This is a genomic window from Vreelandella jeotgali Hwa, assembly GCF_000334215.1.
Classification (GTDB): Bacteria; Pseudomonadota; Gammaproteobacteria; order Pseudomonadales; family Halomonadaceae; genus Vreelandella; species Vreelandella jeotgali.
Map to the genome: position 1 here is coordinate 294,449 of NZ_AMQY01000011.1, position 15,826 is coordinate 310,274.

14 protein-coding genes are annotated in these 15,826 nt (G+C 64.6%); 9 read left to right on the forward strand and 5 right to left on the reverse strand.

Annotated features, from left to right (window positions below; translation table 11 throughout):
• Positions 1-9: 9 nt before the first annotated feature.
• Together mnmC and C793_RS0104630 are read right to left on the reverse strand one after the other, a co-directional pair.
• Positions 10-1,989, reverse strand: a complete 1,980-nt coding sequence (gene mnmC, locus C793_RS0104625; RefSeq protein WP_026106106.1) for a bifunctional tRNA (5-methylaminomethyl-2-thiouridine)(34)-methyltransferase MnmC2/FAD-dependent 5-carboxymethylaminomethyl-2-thiouridine(34) oxidoreductase MnmC1 — start codon at positions 1,987-1,989, stop codon at positions 10-12.
• Positions 1,990-2,180: 191 nt separating this feature from the next.
• Positions 2,181-2,480 carry a YciI family protein gene (locus C793_RS0104630; protein ID WP_017429785.1) on the reverse strand — a complete coding sequence of 100 codons (300 nt, stop codon included), beginning with the start codon at positions 2,478-2,480 and terminating at the stop codon, positions 2,181-2,183.
• A 314-nt stretch (positions 2,481-2,794) separates the two neighbouring features.
• Between C793_RS0104630 and C793_RS0104635 the strand changes: the two genes are divergently transcribed.
• The 3 genes from C793_RS0104635 to C793_RS0104645 all read left to right on the forward strand — a co-directional run bounded on the left by C793_RS0104635 (position 2,795) and on the right by C793_RS0104645 (position 5,264).
• Positions 2,795-3,643, forward strand: coding sequence for a PHP domain-containing protein (locus C793_RS0104635; RefSeq protein WP_245550193.1), 849 nt, complete (start codon positions 2,795-2,797; stop codon positions 3,641-3,643).
• Positions 3,644-3,645: 2 nt separating this feature from the next.
• Positions 3,646-4,269 carry an L-threonylcarbamoyladenylate synthase gene (locus tag C793_RS0104640; protein WP_017429787.1) on the forward strand — a complete coding sequence of 208 codons (624 nt, stop codon included), beginning with the start codon at positions 3,646-3,648 and terminating at the stop codon, positions 4,267-4,269.
• 215 nt (positions 4,270-4,484) lie between these two features.
• Entirely contained in the window at positions 4,485-5,264 is a 780-nt protein-coding gene (locus tag C793_RS0104645) for an HAD family acid phosphatase (RefSeq protein WP_017429788.1), read from the forward strand.
• A gap of 162 nt (positions 5,265-5,426) precedes the next feature.
• On the opposite strand, the gene C793_RS0104650 is transcribed toward C793_RS0104645, so the two are convergent.
• Positions 5,427-6,374 (reverse strand): CYTH domain-containing protein, encoded by a 948-nt coding sequence (locus C793_RS0104650; protein WP_017429789.1) that lies wholly within the window; start codon positions 6,372-6,374, stop codon positions 5,427-5,429.
• 273 nt (positions 6,375-6,647) lie between these two features.
• Between C793_RS0104650 and C793_RS0104655 the strand changes: the two genes are divergently transcribed.
• From C793_RS0104655 to argA, 3 genes are read left to right on the forward strand one after another with little or no spacing between them, the layout of a single operon-like run.
• The gene (locus C793_RS0104655; protein WP_026106107.1) at positions 6,648-7,328 is read left to right on the forward strand and encodes a TIGR00153 family protein; all 681 of its coding nucleotides are present in this window, start codon (positions 6,648-6,650) and stop codon (positions 7,326-7,328) included.
• A gap of 20 nt (positions 7,329-7,348) precedes the next feature.
• Positions 7,349-8,617: an inorganic phosphate transporter gene (locus tag C793_RS0104660; protein ID WP_017429791.1), complete on the forward strand. Its 1,269-nt coding sequence runs from the start codon at positions 7,349-7,351 to the stop codon at positions 8,615-8,617.
• A gap of 39 nt (positions 8,618-8,656) precedes the next feature.
• Positions 8,657-9,973 (forward strand): amino-acid N-acetyltransferase, encoded by a 1,317-nt coding sequence (argA, locus tag C793_RS0104665; RefSeq protein WP_017429792.1) that lies wholly within the window; start codon positions 8,657-8,659, stop codon positions 9,971-9,973.
• A 26-nt stretch (positions 9,974-9,999) separates the two neighbouring features.
• Here argA and xseA read toward each other — a convergent pair whose 3' ends face one another.
• Entirely contained in the window at positions 10,000-11,340 is a 1,341-nt protein-coding gene (gene xseA / locus C793_RS0104670) for an exodeoxyribonuclease VII large subunit (protein ID WP_017429793.1), read from the reverse strand.
• A 168-nt stretch (positions 11,341-11,508) separates the two neighbouring features.
• Between xseA and guaB the strand changes: the two genes are divergently transcribed.
• The 3 genes from guaB (at position 11,509) to C793_RS14280 (ending at position 15,215) form a co-directional block, all read left to right on the forward strand.
• A complete protein-coding gene (gene guaB / locus C793_RS0104675; protein ID WP_017429794.1) occupies positions 11,509-12,978 on the forward strand; it encodes an IMP dehydrogenase in 1,470 nt (489 codons plus the stop codon).
• A gap of 65 nt (positions 12,979-13,043) precedes the next feature.
• A complete protein-coding gene (gene guaA / locus C793_RS0104680; RefSeq protein WP_017429795.1) occupies positions 13,044-14,621 on the forward strand; it encodes a glutamine-hydrolyzing GMP synthase in 1,578 nt (525 codons plus the stop codon).
• 204 nt (positions 14,622-14,825) lie between these two features.
• The gene (locus C793_RS14280) at positions 14,826-15,215 is read left to right on the forward strand and encodes a hypothetical protein (protein WP_217994457.1); all 390 of its coding nucleotides are present in this window, start codon (positions 14,826-14,828) and stop codon (positions 15,213-15,215) included.
• Here C793_RS14280 and C793_RS0104685 read toward each other — a convergent pair.
• The gene (locus tag C793_RS0104685; protein ID WP_017429796.1) at positions 15,212-15,820 is read right to left on the reverse strand and encodes a 4'-phosphopantetheinyl transferase superfamily protein; all 609 of its coding nucleotides are present in this window, start codon (positions 15,818-15,820) and stop codon (positions 15,212-15,214) included. The genes C793_RS14280 and C793_RS0104685 overlap by 4 nt on opposite strands.
• Between the last annotated feature and the right edge of the window lie 6 nt (positions 15,821-15,826).

The window sequence follows — 15,826 nt, forward strand, 5'->3', positions numbered from 1 at the left end:
CGCGCCGGGCTACCCCTGCTTCAGGGCGCGGATCAGCCGCCGGCCGGGGTGGAGGTGATCGGCCAGCGGGCCTTCCACCGGCAGCGGCTCGTCGCAGATCCGTGAGGCGATGACCTCGGCGCACAGCGGTGCGCTGGAAAGCCCTCGGGAGCCGTGCGCCGCGCTGATCCAGAGGCCGTCGTGGTGTCGCCCCGGCGTGGTAAACGTCCGGGTGGCGTCTTTTCGCAGCGCGGCATAGTCGTCCGCCCAGGCGTCGGCATTCGGCACCGGGCCGGCGTAGGGCGTCTTGTCCGGGCTGGCCGCGCGAACTGCCGCGCGGCCGCTCGCGTGTTCCGGGCGCAGGTCGGCGCCGGCCGCTTCGAGCTGCTGATACAGCTCGGGTAGCATGCGCTTCAGTTCGCCCAGATTGTGGCGATGGTCGTCCGCGCGCAGCTCGGTGCCCGCGTCGTTGGGCACAAAGCTCGCGCCGACGGTCAGCACGCCGTCAAGCGCCGGCGGTGCGTAGCCTCCCGCGCAGACCACCCGTGACGGCCCCGATACCCCCGCCGGTAGCGGGATTTCGCTGATCTGGCCGCGTACCGGCTGCAGCGGCAGTGCCCGGGTCGGGGCGAAGCGATTGGCCAGATGCGCGCTGGCCACCACCACTTGATCCGCCTCCAGCACGCTGCCGTCACTCAGGCCGACCTGCCAGCCGTCTTCGTGGCGTTCGACGCGGCACGCCTCGCCGTATGTCAGGGTAATGCCGGCATGGTCAAGCAGCCGGTGGCACAGCGCCGCCGGCCGTACCCAGCCGGCACCGGGGTAGAAAAGCCCCTGCTGGGCGGCGACATTCATTCCGGCTTCCTCGCTGAGCCGGGGCTGCGCCTGCCGGCTGACAAGCTGCCGGGGCAGCGGGTGATGGTCACTGAAGCGTCGCTGGCGAGCGGCTTCCCTGTCGTTCAGCGCCAGCTGTAGCACGCCGCCCGGCTGCCAGAGTCGGTATTCGGGGTCGAGAGTGCCCAGCCAGCGACGGCTATACATCAGTCCTGCCAGATAAAACCGGCTTTGGTGGTTGGTATCGGCCGCCAGCTTGACGTACAGCGCACCCTGGCGGTTGCCTGACCCGCCCGCTGCCGGGGCGGTTTTTTCCACCACGGTGACGTGAACGCCGCGCCGCGCCAACGCCGCGGCGACGCTGGCGCCGGCGATGCCGGCGCCGATGACAACGGCGCTGTGTGCCGGGCGCGCGGCCGGCGGCATAAACCAGGGCGCTGCCTGGCGGCGGTTATCCACCGGCGGCGTGTCGATATGCCCGGCGAGCATCTCGCGTTTGCGCCCGAAGCCAGGCACTTTCTCCCAGTGAAAGCCCGCCGCTTTCAGCCCCCGCTTGACTACGCCCGCGCAGGTAAAAGTGGCGAAAGTCGCTCCCGGGCGCGAGCGGGCGGCCATGGCGGCAAACAGGGCCGGCTGCCACATGGCAGGGTTTTGCGCCGGGGCAAAGCCGTCCAGAAACCAGGCATCGACCCTGCCGTCCAGCAGCGCCAGGCGTTCGGCGGTATCGCCGAAGTGCAGGTCGAGAATCACCCGGTCGCCGAGTTGCAGCCGATGGACGCCGCTCACCGCTTCCGGCCACTGACGGCAGAGCGTCTCGGCTTCAGCGGCGAGATCCGGCCAGATGCTCAGCGCTCGGGCAAGCGCGTGGCGCTCAAGCGGATACTTTTCGGTGGATATCAGGTGCAGCCGCACGTCGGGCGGGGCATGGTGGATAAAACAGGCCCAAGCACAGAGCATGTTCAGGCCGGTGCCAAAGCCGGTTTCGCCGATGACAAAGGGGCGCGGCTCGCGCCAGGCGGCAAAGCGTTCGGGCAGGCGGTTGGCGTCGATAAAGACGTGCCCGGTTTCCGCGCGACCGTTCTGGCGGGAAAAGTAGACATCGTCGAACGCCGAGGATTGCGGCGCACCGTTTTCCCACGCGAGTACCGGGTGCTCCAGTTCGGCCAGTGCCGGCATGGGGGGAAAGGATGTATCGCCTTTGGCCTGGGTCACGAAACGTCTCCACCGCTTTAGGTTGGTTAAAAAATAAACAATCTGTTGGGTCGGGCATCAATTCTGCCCTGGCAGAAGGCGTCCGCCGTGTTTTCACAGAGTTTTCCACAGCATGTGTGAAGAAAGCGCTTCGCTCGCTGTGGAAGCCTGTCGGCTCAGGGCAGCGCCTGCTTGAACGGCTTGACGGTGACGCGGGTATAAACGCCGGCGATCACGTAGGGGTCGGCGTCCGCCCAGGCCTGGGCCGCGTCCAGGCTCTCGAACTCGGCGATGACCAGACTCCCGCTGAACCCGGCCTCGCCGGGGGTTTCCGTGTCGATGGCCGGATGCGGGCCGGCGATGACCAGCCGGCCGGCATCGCGCAGTGCTTCCAGACGCGCCAGGTGATCCGGGCGTGCCGACAGACGGCGCTCGAGACTCTGTTCGGCATCTTCGCTGATGATGGCGTATAGCATGGGGATAACTCCTGGGAAGACGAACGCAGGACAAGCGTAATTGACCGGCCCGGTACGAGGCCGCACCATGACGGAACGGACCTGACGCCGTGCGCCCCGGCCGTCACCGTATTCTGACAAGCTATCTTAACGAACTATTCTGAAGAGCTATTCTGACAAACTCCTCACACGGCGTCATGCTTATGCCCGATTCATCCACCGGTGTTTCTCCCACTGCTGATTCTTCCACCGCTGTTTCATCGGCTGCTGATTCATCCCCGGGCGCGTTGCCCGCCACCCTGGACGCCGATCGCCGCTACCCGCTGGATTTCCACATGCACTCCACGGCGTCGGACGGCGCGCTGGCTCCGGCCGATCTGGTGGCGCTGTGCGCCGAGCGCGGGCTGGACTACATGGCGCTGACCGACCACGACACCATGGACGGCGTTGCCGAGGCGGCCGACGCGGCGCGCCAGGCACAGATTGGCCTGGTGCCGGGCTGCGAGCTGTCGACCCGCTGGCGAGGGGTGGGGATTCATGTGGTGGCGCTGATGCCCGACGGAGTCCGCAGCCCGTTGACAGAAGGGCTGGAACACCAGCGTCGGGCGCGCATTGAGCGCGCCGGGGTCATTGCCGAACGGCTGGAAAAAGCCGGTTTGCACGAGGCTCTGGCCAAGGCGCGGGCGCAGGCCGGCAGCGACCGCCCGCTGGGACGCCCGGATTTTGCCCGGGCGCTGGTGGACGATGGCCTGGTGAAGGATTTTGCCGAGGCCTTCAAGCGGTATCTGGGCAGCGGTAAAAAGGGCGATGTCAAAGCCCAGTGGCCGGAAATCGACGAGGTGGTTGGCTGGATTGTCGACGCCGGCGGCGTGGCGGTGGTGGCGCATCCTTTGCGTTACGGGCTGACCCGGCGCAAACGCGGCCAGCTGCTGGATACCTTTGTCGCGGCCGGCGGCCAGGCGGTGGAGCTGGTCAGCGGCCAGCAAAATCCCGATACCACCCGGGATCTGGCCCGCCAGCTGTTTGAGCGCGATCTTTACGCCTCCATGGGCAGCGATTTTCACTTTCCCGGCGGCCATGCCGCGCCGGGAAGCATGAGCCTCGTGCCGCGCACCGGTGCTCCGCCGATATGGCAGCACCCGCGGCTACGTCGGCTTCAAGGCTTGTATTCACAGGAGACATGACGATGAGCCAGTTCTTCGAGATTCATCCGGAAAACCCGCAGCAGCGGTTGATTGATCAGGCCGTGGAGATTGTGCGCAAGGGCGGGGTGATCGCCTATCCCACCGATTCGGGCTACGCGCTGGGCTGCCGGATGGGCGAAAAGAAAGCCATCGAAAAAATCAAGTGGCTGCGCTCGCTGGATAATAAGCACAACTTCACCCTGGTATGCTCGGACCTGTCGGAAATCGGCACCTACGCCAAGGTGGATAACGCCGAGTTTCGCCTGCTCAAGGCGCATACGCCGGGGGCTTACACCTACATTCTGCCGGCCACGGGTGAGGTGCCGCGCCTGCTGCTGCATCCCAAGCGGCGCTCCATCGGCGTGCGAGTGCCCGACCACCGCATTACCCATGCGCTGCTGAGCACGCTTGGCGAGCCGCTGATGAGCGTAACGCTGATCCCGGTAGACGAAGAGCTGCCGCTCACCGATCCCGAAGATATCCGCGAACGCTTTGGCGCGCATCTCGACCTGATCATCGACGGTGGCGCCTGCCATCTGGAACCCACCAGCGTGATCGACCTGCGCGAGCTGCCGCCGGTTATCGTCCGCGAAGGGCGCGGCGATATAACGCCTTTCGTTGAGTAAGCGGCCAGCCTGACTGTTGAGTAAACCCCGGTTTTTACCGGGGTTTTTTGTGGGCTTTCAGTGGAGTCATGTCATGATCGATTGTTTGAATGTTCAATAAAAATAAAATACGCTGCCCCTTCGCTCGCCCGCCGGCACCCTGATGACTCGGCAGCACTGTCCTGCCGGTGTCATCGGGCGGGGGCGACGGATAAAAATGCTAATCAGGAGAGAGTATGAAAATGCACGCGTATTACCGCGCCATGACCGTTGTGGCGCTGAGTGGGGCAATGGCCCTACCGCTGGGCGCCAGCCAGGCGTTGGCCGATGAGCAGAAAAACTGCGGTCCTGAGGCCTATAGTATGGGGCTGCGCTATCAGCAACAGTCTGCAGAAGTCGCCGCTCTGCAGCGTCAGAGCTTTAGCCTGGCCAGGTATCGTCTGAAAGAGCAGATCGAAGCCCACGGCGATGATGCCGATCTGGCAATCGCGACGGATCTGGACGAAACGGTCATTGATAACAGCGCCTTGCTCGCTCGTGACATTGCCGAGTGCCACGACTTTACCGGCTGGGATACCTGGAAAGTCTGGGAGCGTGAGGGGACGCCCACGTTGATTCCCGGCGCATTGGCATTTTTGAACTATGCCGACGAGCACGATGTGTCGATCTATTACATCTCCGACCGCTACGAAGAGAACAAGGCGGATAGCGTTGAAACGCTGGAAGAGCTGGGGCTGCCGCAGGTCAGCAATGACAGCGTCATGCTGCTGGGCCCGCCCAAGACCGAGCGGCGCGCCGAGGTCATGGATAGCCACACCCTGGTGATGCAGCTGGGCGACTCGCTACACGACTTTGCCGGCGAGTTTGCCGATGCCGGGCTGGAAGAAAAGCACGAGCTGGTTGAAGACAATGCCGACAAGCTGGGCAGGGACTGGATCGTTTTGCCCAATGCCGGCTATGGCGGCTGGAGCGAAGCCGATCTGGATGAGTGGGACGCACCGCTCAAGGTCGACTGATATTCGGCTGTTGGAACAAAGGCTTGTGGTTGCCCGCCAGGCGGGCAGCACAATCCTGTGATCATAAAGCGCCCTGGCCACGGCCGGGGCGCTTTGGTGAGGGCACCCGGTCAAGCGTGCTCGACTGCCGTGCCGCTCGCATCGGTGAACCCTGGTCGGGGATCAGGTTTTCTTCGAGTCAGCCGCCGCCTCGCGTTCGTCGCCGCTATCCAGCGGTGTGCGCCGGGCAAAATATCGGGCCAGCGCCAGGGCGGCGCGACCGAAGGCCGGTTCGGGTTGGCCGCTATTATCCAGCCCGCAGGCCAGCGTATGCGCGAGCGATTGCGGGCCGGTTTCGGCAAGGTCGGGGTGCGCAGCCAGTCGGGTCAGGGCGTCCCGGGCGTCGGCCAAAAAACGCGCCTGGCCGCTGTCGTGAAAGGCATCAAGCGCGAGCATGGCGCGATGGAACCAGTCGCCGGCGGTTTGCGCGTCGGGCAGTGGCCAGCGGCCCTGACCCAGCGCTCGGCCTCGGACCGCCTTGCTGCTGTCCGACGGGCGCAGCGCGACGCTGCCGGCCAGCTCATCGGCCAGCGCCCACAGATCTTCGGCATCGCCGGCCTTGAGCTCCAGCTCGAGCTCGCGGATCGGCGCGCGGCTTTGGCCGCTGACAATCTCGCCTTCATCCACCGCCACCTCGATCAGGCTCCGGCCCTGGGTGAGGGCCCAATGCCGGCGGGTGAAGTCGGTGCGCAGCTGCACTTCGAGTCGCGTCAATATCTCACTGCCGAGTTCGCGTATCGGTGGCAGTGCGGCCAGGCCGTCGAGGTCCAGGCCATCGTCGCTGACTTCCCATTCCCATTCGCTGCGCGTGGATAGCCCGCCGCCGCCGTGGCCGGCGGTTTTCAGCGTTTGCAGCGTGATACCGTCTACCCGGCGCAGCCGCAGGGCCATCCGCGCCGATGCCAGGCTGCCTTCGGGAGTATCGAGGTAGCTATTGGCCGGGTGCTGGATAGCGGGTGGGTCGTCAGCGAGGCGCGGGTGTGCCATCAGCCGGGCCGGACTCTCCGGGGGCAGGGCGAGCTTGAGCTCGATTTCCTGCGGCGCGGGCGCCTGCGATTCGGAACGGGGCATGGTATCGGTGAACCTCCTTGATCGGCGGCGGGAAAGCGCCCGTCGACGGCGGTATGTTGCATGGAAATATGGCATGAAAAACGGCATAAGCCGCGGTGTAAACAGCGGACGCACAAAGTCGTGAACAGAGCCGTGAACATGGCCATGAAAAGGGCTGTGAAAAGGGCTTGGAAAAGTTGCCTGAAATGCCGAACTTTTTGTGACGTTTGCCAGGCCAGTCTTTATACTGGCGCCTGCCATTTCGGGCTTTTCCACAACAGACCAAAAGGCTTTATGGTTACCTCGAATCCTTTCTCCGCCATGTTTGGCCGCTCGCCGTTCCAGCCCCTGCTGGCGCATATCGTCAAGGCCAATGAGTGCGCCGATCAGCTGCTGCCGTTTTTTGAAGCCACGCTGGACGGTGACTGGAACGGTGCCGCCAAACTACGCGAAAACGTTACCCGCCTGGAGCATGAGGCCGACGAGCTCAAGACCGAGCTGCGGCTGAATCTGCCCAACACCATGTTCCTGCCGGTGTCGCGTTCGGATTTGCTGGATCTGATCAGCGTCCAGGACAAGATCGCCAACAAGGTGCGCGATATTACCGGCATCATGGTCGGGCGCAGGATGCAGGTGCCGGCGTCGCTGGCCGGCACCATGCGTGACTATATCCATACCAGCGTGCAGTGCGTGGCCCAGGCGCGCCAGGCGCTGGAAGAGTTACAGGAGCTGCTGGACTCCGCCTTTGGCAGCAACGTGGCCGATGTGATGCAGAACATGATCCGCGAGCTTCACGTCCTTGAGCACCAGACCGACAGCCAGCAGGTGGCGATCCGTCGTCAGCTGTTCGAGCTGGAAGAGGAGCTGCCGCCCGTCGACGTGATCTTCATGTACAAGATCATCGACGGCATAGGGGATCTCTCCGATGGCGCCGAGCGTGTGGGCAGCCGTCTGCAGATACTCACGGCGCGCTAAAGGGGCTTAAGGGGACAGTCATGCAGGTTATTGCACAGCACGGCGACATTTTTATTCTGTTGGCCTGTGCGTTCGGCTTCTTCATGGCCTGGGGAGTCGGCGCCAACGATGTGGCCAACGCCATGGGCACCTCGGTGGGCTCCCGGGCGATTACCATCAAGCAGGCCATCATTATCGCGGTGGTGTTTGAATTTCTCGGCGCCTGGCTGGCCGGCGGCGAGGTGACCAACACCATCCGCAAGGGGATCATCAACCCTGAACTGCTGGAAGACGATCCGCACCTGCTGGTTTACGGCATGCTCGCCGCGCTGCTGGCGGCGGGGACCTGGCTGCTGCTGGCCTCGCTCAAGGGCTGGCCGGTCTCTACCACCCATTCCATCGTCGGCGCCATCGTCGGCTTTGCCGTGGCCGGGCTGGGGGCTTCCACGGTGGACTGGGGGGCGGTGGGCTCGATTGCCGCCAGCTGGGTGGTGTCGCCAATGCTCGCGGGTACGGTGGGCTTTGTGCTGTTCAAGTCGGTGCACCTGCTGATTTTTGATGCGCGCGACCCGCTGGCGGCCGCTCAGCGTTACGTCCCGTTTTATATGTTTCTGGTCGGCTTTATTGTCTCCATGGTGACCATGACCAAGGGGCTCAAGCACGTGGGCCTGCACATCAGCTTTCTGCAAAGCCTGGGGCTTTCGGTGGCGGTGGGGCTGGTCGTCACCGGGATCGGCATGCTGCTCGAGCGGCGTGTCAAGTATGTGCATTCCCACGAGGATCAGTTCGGCTACGCCAACGTCGAGCGTATATTTGGCGTGCTGATGCTGTTCACCGCCTGCGCCATGGCCTTTGCCCACGGCTCCAACGATGTGGCCAACGCCGTGGGCCCGCTGGCTGCGGTCATCGGCGTGGTGCAAAGCGGCGGCGATATCGGCGGTGCCGCGCTGGTGCCCTGGTGGGTCCTGATACTCGGCGGCGCCGGCATCGTGGTGGGGCTGGTTACCTACGGCCACCGGGTGATTGCGACGGTGGGTACGCGTATCACCGAGCTGACTCCCAGCCGCGGCTTTGCCGCGACCCTGGCGGCGGCGTCCACCGTGGTGGTGGCGTCGGGCACCGGGCTGCCGGTATCGACCACCCAGACGCTGGTGGGCGCCGTGCTGGGTGTGGGGCTCGCGCGCGGGATGACCGCGCTCAACCTGCGCGTGCTGGGCACCATCGCCATGTCGTGGCTGATCACGCTGCCCGCCGGCGCGGGGCTGGCCATTCTGTTTTTCTTTATGCTCAAGGGCATGTTCGGCGCCTGACGCCGATGTCCGGGTAGATACGCTGTCGGAGAGCCGCTAGTGGATACGCGCTTCCCCTTTGTTGACTGGTTTCGTAACGCCTCGCCGTATATCAATGCGCACCGCGGGCGAAGCTTTGTGATTCTGGTGGAGGGCGAGGCGATGGCCTCGGAGCGCGGCGAGCAGCTGGTTCAGGATCTCGCCCTGCTGCATACGCTGGGCGTGCGGCTGACGCTGGTGTTCGGTATCCGCCCCCAGGTGCAGGCCGCGCTGGCCGCGGACGCCATTACCCCGCAGCGCCTGAACGGCCGCTGGGTAGCCAACGCGGCGGTCATGCAGCGGGTCGAGCAGGTAGCGGCCCGCCAGCGCCTCTGGCTTGAGGCGCGCCTCTCGCTGGGGCTGCCCAGCACACCCCTGCACGGCGTGGAGCTGGGCGTGGTCTCGGGGAACCTGGTCACGGCCAAGCCGCTGGGCGTGCGCGAAGGCGTCGACTTTGACCATAGCGGCGAAGTGCGCCGGGTGCGCGGCAGTGCGATCAACGGCCTGCTGGATCAGGGCTCGCTGGTGTTGCTGCCGCCGCTGGGCTTTTCCAGCACCGGGGAGGTGTTTGATCTGGACGCCGCCGACGTGGCGCGCCACGCCGCCGTCGCGCTGGAAGCGGACAAGCTGATCCTGCTGGGCGACTCGGACGGGCTGACCGACGACCAGGGCCGGCTGCTGCGCCAGCTGTCCCCCGACGAAGCGGCGCAGCATCGGCATGGCGCCGAGCCCGGCAGCGAGACGGCCCGCCATCTTCAGGCCGCCTGCGCCGCCGCGCGCGAAGGTGTCGCCCGTACTCACCTGCTGCCCTGGGGCAACCACGATGCGCTGCTCGGCGAGCTGTTTACCCGGGATGGCGTGGGTACCATGATCACCCGGCAGCGCTACGAACAGCTGCGGCCGGCGTCTCCCGCCGACATCGCCGGGCTGCTGGAGCTGCTGGAGCCGCTGGAGGCGCGCGGGATGCTGGTGGCGCGCTCCCGCGAGCGCCTGGAGCACGAAATCGACGACTACCTGGTCATCGAGCGCGACGGCATGGTGATCGGCTGCGGTGCGCTGCAGCTGTTTGACGAGGCCGACGTGGCCGAGATGGCCTGCGTGGCGGTACACCACGACTATCGCGGCGGCGCCCGGGGCGAGCGGCTGGTGGAGGCGCTGGAGCAGCGCGCGCGCCAGCGCGGCGTCGGCGGGCTGTTTGTGCTGACCACCCACACCGTCCACTGGTTTGCCGAACACGGCTTTCGTCCGGCCAGTCTTGCCGATCTCCCGCCGCTGAAACGCGACGCCTATAACCACGCGCGCCAGTCCAAGGTGCTGTTCAAGGCGCTGAACGGATGAATGGCCCGCTCGGGGCGGTCGAGCCGCTAACGGTAGCGTCGTTTGACCTCGACACTGAGCCGGCCTTCATTCAGGCGTAGCTTGAGCCGCTCGCCGGGCACCGTATCCGCCGCGCGCTGGACAACCTGCCCCTGGCCATCCTGAGCGATGGCGTAGCCGCGTCCCAGTACCGCCAGCGGGCTGACGGCGTTGAGCTCCCGGGCGGCCGCCGTGAGCCGGGCCTGGCGCTGCTGTTGCTGCCGGTGCATGGCCTGCTCCAGCCGGCTGCCAAGACTCGCCAGATGCTGGCTTGCCTGCCGATGGCGGCGTGTCAGGTGATGATGGGTCAGCCGCCTTTCCAGCTGCTGCTCCTTGTCCCGCTGCTCCGCCAGGCGTTTCTGCGCGGCGCGCTCCAGGCGTTTGCTCAGCGTATCGAGCTGCTGGCGCCGTTGGCGCAGGGCGTCGCCGGGGTGGCGAAGTCGTGCCCGCAGCGCGTCCAGACGCTGCCCTTCGCGTTCCAGGCGTGATTCCAGAGCGCGTTCCAGGCGCCATTCCCGGGTACTGATGTCGCGGCGCAGACCGGCGCGGTCGGGCACCAGCTGCTCGGCGGCAGCAGAAGGGGTGGGGGCGCGCTGGTCGGCAGCGAAGTCGGCGAGCGTGACATCGACTTCGTGGCCCACCGCCGACATCACCGGCAGGCGCGAGTGTTGAATGGCCCGGGCCAGATGCTCGCTGTTGAACGCCCAGAGGTCTTCCAGGCTGCCGCCGCCCCGGGTGATCAGGATGGCGTCGCGGTCCGCTTCCAGCCGCGACTGGCGGTTGAGCAGGCCCAGCGCGGCGATCATCGCCGGGGCCGCCTTGTCGCCCTGCACCGGCACCGGAATCACCGTCACGTTGGCCAGCGGCCAGCGTGTTTCCAGCACTGCGAGCACATCGCGCACGGCGGCCCCGGTGGCCGAAGTCACCAGCAGCAGCCGCCGGGGCGGGTGCGGCAGTGGTCGGGCGTTGGCAAAAACGCCTTCGCTATCGAGCTGCTGTTTGAGCCGCTCGAAAGTCGCCAGCAGCTCGCCCAGCCCGGCGGCCTGTACCGCCTCCACGATCAGCTGATAGTCCCCGCGCGGTTCGAACAGCGAGACGCGGGCGCGCACCCTGACCTGATCGCCGTTGCGCAGCGGCGCGGCGACAAAGCGCGCCCGGGTACGAAACAGCGCACAGCGCACCTGGGCGTCGGCGTCCTTGAGGCTGAAATAAACGTGCCCCGAAGACGGCCGAGCCACGTTGGATAACTCGCCTTCCACCCAGACTTCACCCACATCGCGCTCAAGGCAGCGGCGTGCCTGATGGTTCAGCTGGCTGACGGAAAGGGGCGGGTTGGATGCAGTCGTCATGGTCGCGGATTATCTCATGGGCCGGGCAAAATAAAGGGTTGGCAAACAGGACCCGGGGTATCCGGAGAGCGGGCCGCTCTGCGTTGCCGAAAAGCCGGGCAAAGCGCTATAATAGGGGGCTAACCTCTCAGGTCCCATCTTCCCACTTCCAATCTGGGTGTTGCCGCTATGCTACGTATGGCTCAAGAAGCGCTTACGTTTGATGATGTCCTCCTCCTCCCCGGTTTTTCCGACGTTCTGCCCAACGACGTCAGCCTCAGGACCCGCCTGACACGCGATCTTGCCCTGAATATTCCGTTGGTGTCGGCGGCGATGGATACCGTGACGGAAGGGCGGCTGGCCATCGCCATGGCCCAGGAAGGCGGCATCGGCATTATCCACAAAAACATGACCATCGCCCAGCAGGCACGGGAAGTGCGCAAGGTCAAAAAACACGAGAGCGTCATCGTCAATGACCCGGTTACCGTCAGCCCTGGCGCCAAGCAGGCCGAGCTGCTGGCGATGGCCCGGGAAAACGGCTTTTCCGGTTTCCCGGTGATTGAAGGCCAGACGCTGGTGGGGCTGGTGACCGAGCGCGACATGCGCTTTCAGCCCAACCACGGCGATAGCGTGGCCGACATCATGACCCCGCGCGAGGAGCTGGTGACCGTCCCCGAAGGCACCTCGCTGGACCTGATCAAGGGCAAGATGCAGGAACATCGCATCGAAAAGATGCTGGTGGTCGACGACGATTTTCATCTACGCGGCCTGGTGACCTTTCAGGATATCGAAAAGGCCCGCACCTACCCGATGGCAGCCAAGGATAGCGATGGCCGCCTGTTGGCGGGCGCCGCCGTGGGCACCGGCGACGACACTCCGGACCGTATCGCCGCCCTCGCCGAAGCCGGCGTGGATGCGGTGATCGTGGATACCGCCCACGGCCATTCCCGGGGCGTCATCGAGCGGGTGCGCTGGGTCAAGGAAACCTTCCCGCAAATCCAGGTCATCGGCGGCAACATTGCGACCGGTGATGCCGCGCGCGCGCTGGCCGAAGCCGGCGCCGACGGCGTCAAGGTCGGCATTGGCCCCGGCTCCATCTGCACCACCCGCGTGGTAGCCGGCGTGGGCGTGCCACAGATTACCGCGGTGTCCAACGTCGCCGCGGCGCTCGAGCCCTACGATATTCCGCTGATCGCCGACGGCGGCGTGCGCTATTCCGGCGATCTCTCCAAGGCCGTCGCTGCCGGCGCCAGCACCGTTATGGTCGGCGGCCTGCTCGCCGGCACCGAAGAGGCGCCGGGCGAGGTCGAGCTCTACCAGGGGCGGACCTACAAGGCCTATCGCGGCATGGGCTCCATGGGCGCCATGTCCCAGAGCCAGGGCAGCGCCGACCGCTATTTTCAGGACCCCGGCGCCAGTGCCGACAAGCTGGTGCCCGAAGGCATCGAAGGCCGCGTGCCGTACAAGGGCATGATGGGCGCCATTGTTCATCAGATGATGGGCGGGCTGCGCGCTTCCATGGGCTACACCGGCTGCCACGACGTGCAGCAGATGCGCACTCGGCCCGAGTTCGTCAAGATTACCGGCGCCGGCTTCAACGAATCGCACGTACACGACGTGCAGATTACCAAGGAAGCGCCCAACTACCGCGCCGGCTAGCACCACAAGCGCGACCTGCGGCGGCCTGAAACGGCCGTCGCCCCCGCTGTTCAAGAGACACCGCGATGACTGATATTCACGCCCATAACATCCTGATTCTGGACTTTGGCTCCCAGTACACCCAGCTGATTGCCCGCCGCGTGCGCGAGCTGGGTGTCTATTCCGAAGTTCGCGCCTTCGACATGACCGAAGCCGAAATCCGCGACTACAATCCCAACGGTATCATCCTCGCCGGCGGGCCGGAGTCGGTCGCGGAGCTGGACTCACCCCGGGCGCCGGACTGCGTGTTCCAGCTGGGACTGCCGGTATTCGGTATCTGCTACGGCATGCAGACCATGGCCGAGCAGCTGGGCGGCCGCGTCGAAGGCTCCAACAAGCGCGAGTTCGGCTACGCCGAAGTGGGCCTGGATGCCGAGACGGCGCTATTCGAGGACATCGCCGACGGGCTGGACACCGAGACCGGCAAGCGCACCCTGGAAGTGTGGATGAGCCACGGCGACAAGGTGGCTCAGATGCCGGACGGCTTCACCGTCACGGCCTCCACGCCCAGTTGCCCGATCGCCGCCATGAGCTGTGAAGACCGGCAGTTTTACGGCGTGCAGTTCCATCCCGAAGTGACCCATACCCTCCAGGGCCAGCGGATTCTCGAACACTTTGTGGTCGGCATCTGCCGTACCGAAAAGCGCTGGACCCCGGCGCAGATCATCGAGGATCAGGTCGCCCGGGTGCGCGACCAGGTGGGCAACCGCCACGTGCTGCTGGGCCTCTCGGGCGGCGTGGACTCCTCGGTTGTGGCGGCGCTGCTGCACCGCGCTATTGGCGATCAGCTGACCTGCGTGTTCGTCGATAACGGCCTGCTGCGCAAAAACGAAGGCAAACAGGTGATGGAAACCTTCACCCACCACATGGGCGTGAAGGTCATCCGCGTGGACGCCGAGCAGCGTTTTCTCGACAAGCTGGCCGACGAGCCCGACCCCGAAGCCAAGCGCAAGATCATCGGCAACACCTTCATCGAGGTATTCGACGAAGAAGCCGCCAAAATCGACAACGTCGACTTCCTCGCCCAGGGCACCATCTACCCCGACGTGATCGAATCCGCTGCTGCCAAAACCGGCAAGGCTCACGTTATCAAGTCGCACCACAACGTCGGCGGGCTGCCCGAGACCATGAAGCTCACCCTGGTCGAGCCCCTGTGCGAGCTGTTCAAGGACGAAGTGCGCCGCCTTGGCGTCGAACTCGGCCTGCCGGCGGACATGGTTTACCGCCACCCCTTTCCCGGACCGGGCCTCGGCGTGCGCATCCTCGGCGAAGTCAAAAAGGAATACGCCGACGTACTGCGCGACGCCGACGCCATCTTCATCGAAGAGCTGCGAAAATCCGGCTGGTACGACAAAACCAGCCAGGCCTTTGCCGTCTTCCTCCCGGTCAAATCCGTCGGCGTCGTCGGCGACGGCCGCCGCTACGAATGGGTCATCGCCCTGCGCGCAGTAGAAACCGTCGACTTCATGACCGCCCGCTGGGCGCACCTGCCGTACGAGCTGCTGGAAACCGTCTCCAACCGCATCATCAACGAGATGGAAGGCGTCTCCCGCGTCACCTACGACGTCTCTTCCAAGCCCCCCGCGACGATTGAGTGGGAGTGATCGCCCGCTGAACTGTTTATAACTTTGACGTGAGTCAGTAAAACCCGCCGGAAGGCGGGTTTTTTGCGATCATGGCGACTGATATATTAGCAAAGTATATCTTCATTGCTTTTGGCGAACGAGTGAGCTTTCTAAAAACAAGTGGTGAAGATTTTTATATGCAGGTTTGAAATCATTCTTTTAATCAAAAATAAGGATCTTTTTGTGAAAGCAGGATATTTTATATGCTCCGCCCTTTTGGTAGCGCTTCTTTCCGGGTGTGCGTCCGTCTCTTCATCTACAGCTACTTATTTGCCTGAATCAGAGCAGACAGAGGGTGAAGTTTTTATAACGCAAAGCGAACTTGGCGAGAAAATACAATATGAAAAAATAGGCGATGTCAAAGCCAATGCTCGACAAGGTTACGATAATGTAGAAAGTTTATACCCCATGCTTGCCGAGGAGGCGAAAAAAGTAGGAGCAAATGCCGTTATCAATGTGTATGGCGGTCGTACCGTTTCAGCTTTTTCCTGGGCTGCCCCCTACACTGGCGGTACAGCTGTAAAAGTAGAGAACCCTCAAAAATTGAATTCAGACAAAGGCAATTATTTCTAGAAAATACTTTCTACCTTATAAAGCCCGCTAGCCAGCGGGCTTTTTTCTGCGTATCTGATATTCAGCTCTGGGTCGCGCGCGCAGACGGCGAGCGTCCAGCCGTGGGCCTGCCACTGCCAGGCGTGAACGGAGCCGTGGGGCGCCAGGCTGGAAAGCCGGGTATCGAGAACGGTGGCGGGCGGCTGACCTTCTGCACAGGCGAGCTTGTAGAGCGCTTCGTGCAGGGTCCAGGCGCGGTAAAACGCGGCCGGTGGGTCGTTGCTTACCAGAATCGCCTGTCTGACGTCCGGCTCGGGGAGCCATTCCAGCAGCTCGTTCAGGCGCCGGGCATGGCGGGGGCGGGCGTGTTCCAGGTCAAGCCCGATCGGGCAGTTGGCAAGCCCGGCGACCACTCGGTCATCGCGGTGGCTCAGGCAGGCAACGTGAGGGGCGGCCAGCGCCGGGTGAATAGGGGGCCCCGCCCGGCCACGCGGTGACCAGGCATCCACGGCGCAGTTTACGCCCTGGTTGGCGGCGAGCCGCGAGAGTAACTCGCGGCCTCGGCGCGACTGCTGATGGCCGCCTTTAGCGCAGTGGACCATCAGCAGCGCAAGGCGAGGCGCCATACCCAT

What these genes read in the sequence shown, in the direction of transcription:
- mnmC (WP_026106106.1), bottom strand. Translation starts at nt 1,989, where the DNA reads ATGCCGGCACTGGCCGAACTGGAGCACCCGGTACTCGCGTGGGAAAAC.
- C793_RS0104630 (WP_017429785.1), bottom strand. Translation starts at nt 2,480, where the DNA reads ATGCTATACGCCATCATCAGCGAAGATGCCGAACAGAGTCTCGAGCGC.
- C793_RS0104635 (WP_245550193.1), top strand. Translation starts at nt 2,795, where the DNA reads ATGCACTCCACGGCGTCGGACGGCGCGCTGGCTCCGGCCGATCTGGTG.
- C793_RS0104640 (WP_017429787.1), top strand. Translation starts at nt 3,646, where the DNA reads ATGAGCCAGTTCTTCGAGATTCATCCGGAAAACCCGCAGCAGCGGTTG.
- C793_RS0104645 (WP_017429788.1), top strand. Translation starts at nt 4,485, where the DNA reads ATGAAAATGCACGCGTATTACCGCGCCATGACCGTTGTGGCGCTGAGT.
- C793_RS0104650 (WP_017429789.1), bottom strand. Translation starts at nt 6,374, where the DNA reads ATGCCCCGTTCCGAATCGCAGGCGCCCGCGCCGCAGGAAATCGAGCTC.
- C793_RS0104655 (WP_026106107.1), top strand. Translation starts at nt 6,648, where the DNA reads ATGGTTACCTCGAATCCTTTCTCCGCCATGTTTGGCCGCTCGCCGTTC.
- C793_RS0104660 (WP_017429791.1), top strand. Translation starts at nt 7,349, where the DNA reads ATGCAGGTTATTGCACAGCACGGCGACATTTTTATTCTGTTGGCCTGT.
- xseA (WP_017429793.1), bottom strand. Translation starts at nt 11,340, where the DNA reads ATGACGACTGCATCCAACCCGCCCCTTTCCGTCAGCCAGCTGAACCAT.
- guaB (WP_017429794.1), top strand. Translation starts at nt 11,509, where the DNA reads ATGCTACGTATGGCTCAAGAAGCGCTTACGTTTGATGATGTCCTCCTC.
- guaA (WP_017429795.1), top strand. Translation starts at nt 13,044, where the DNA reads ATGACTGATATTCACGCCCATAACATCCTGATTCTGGACTTTGGCTCC.
- C793_RS0104685 (WP_017429796.1), bottom strand. Translation starts at nt 15,820, where the DNA reads ATGGCGCCTCGCCTTGCGCTGCTGATGGTCCACTGCGCTAAAGGCGGC.